The sequence below is a fragment of the Enterobacter sp. GER_MD16_1505_Eko_090 genome (genome assembly GCF_003331015.1).
GTDB lineage: Bacteria > Pseudomonadota > Gammaproteobacteria > Enterobacterales > Enterobacteriaceae > Enterobacter > Enterobacter roggenkampii.
In genome coordinates, this window is the sequence record NZ_PUQF01000064.1 from 1 (window position 1) to 1,291 (window position 1,291).

Annotated in this window: 2 protein-coding genes; both read left to right on the forward strand. The window is 56.2% G+C overall.

Annotated elements, in window-relative coordinates; translation table 11 throughout:
* Positions 1-106 precede the first annotated feature (106 nt).
* On the forward strand, positions 107-247 hold the full coding sequence (locus C6A40_RS25475; protein ID WP_232830987.1) for a helix-turn-helix domain-containing protein: 141 nt from the start codon (positions 107-109) through the stop codon (positions 245-247).
* Positions 219-1,238, forward strand: a complete 1,020-nt coding sequence (locus tag C6A40_RS24765) for an integrase core domain-containing protein (protein ID WP_158409083.1) — start codon at positions 219-221, stop codon at positions 1,236-1,238. The genes C6A40_RS25475 and C6A40_RS24765 overlap by 29 nt, the downstream gene beginning before the upstream one ends.
* Positions 1,239-1,291 lie beyond the last annotated feature (53 nt).

Genomic DNA, 1,291 nt, shown 5'->3' on the forward strand with positions numbered 1-1,291 from the left:
GGTATGAACCGGAAACATGGGTAACACTTTAGACCGGATACATGGGTAACAGTTATAACTGGCATAGAAGAGGAGACTCGCTATGCCCTGGACTGAGACCCGACCTATGCAACGCCTTGATTTTATCCGTGCCTGCCATGCAGGTACGGACTCCTTCTCCGCTCTTTGCCGTCTTTTTGGTATCAGCCGCAAAACCGGCTACAAATGGCTTCAGCGTTTTGACCCTTCTGACCTGTCCTCTCTCTGACCGGTCGCGCGCACCACGCTCTCACTCCCGGACGGTTCCTGATGAGGTCGTCGGACACCTGACTGCCCTGCGTCAGAAACACCCTGACTGGGGCCCGAAAAAACTGCGGATGTGGCTCCTCAATCATCACGTCGATTTTACCGTTCCTGCTGCCAGCACTGTCGGCGATATCCTCAAGCGCGAAGGCCTGGTACCAGACAGAAAGAGAAAGCGCAGAACGCCGGGGAATCGCCGGCCCCTGACCAGCATCAGTGAAAACAATCAGGTCTGGAGCGCTGATTTTAAAGGCAAGTTCAGGCTGCTGAGCAGAGAGTACTGTCATCCCTTCACCCTGACCGACAACCACAGCCGGTATCTGCTGAGCTGCCGTGGAACGGACCGTGAGAGCGAGCCCTTCGTCAGGCACTGTCTGACGGAGGCGTTCCTGGAGTACGGTCTGCCGGACGTTCTGAGAACCGATAATGGTCAGCCCTTCGCAGGGACGGGTATCGCCGGGTTAAGTCGCCTTGCCGTCTGGCTGATAAAGCTGGGCGTCAGACCGGAGCGTATCCGGCGGGGCCATCCCGAAGAGAACGGGCGGCACGAACGCATGCACCGTTCCCTGAAAAGTGCGCTGGCGCAGGGGAACACCTTCATGACGATGGAAGAACAACAGCGGTGGTTCAGTGACTACCGGGAAGAATTTAACTACGAAAGACCGCATGAAGCCCTGGCGGGTGCAACGCCCGGAACGGTGTGGCACCCCTCGAAGCGCCAGTGGGATGGCCGTGTTCCTGACTATGCCTATCCGTCAGGAGGAACGGTCTACAGGGTGAAATCGAGGGGGACACTCTATATGGGGAAAAAGGGGACGGTGTTCCTGAGTGAAGCGCTGACTGATGAGTACATCATGCTGGAAGAACAGGATGATGGCCTGGAGGCCATCATCTTCAACGGAATAACGCTTGCGTACTACGACCGAAAAACCCAGAGTGTGGTGCGGATAGACTAAAAGTGTTACCTATGTTCCCGGTCTGATCTGTCACCTATGTATCCGGTCATACA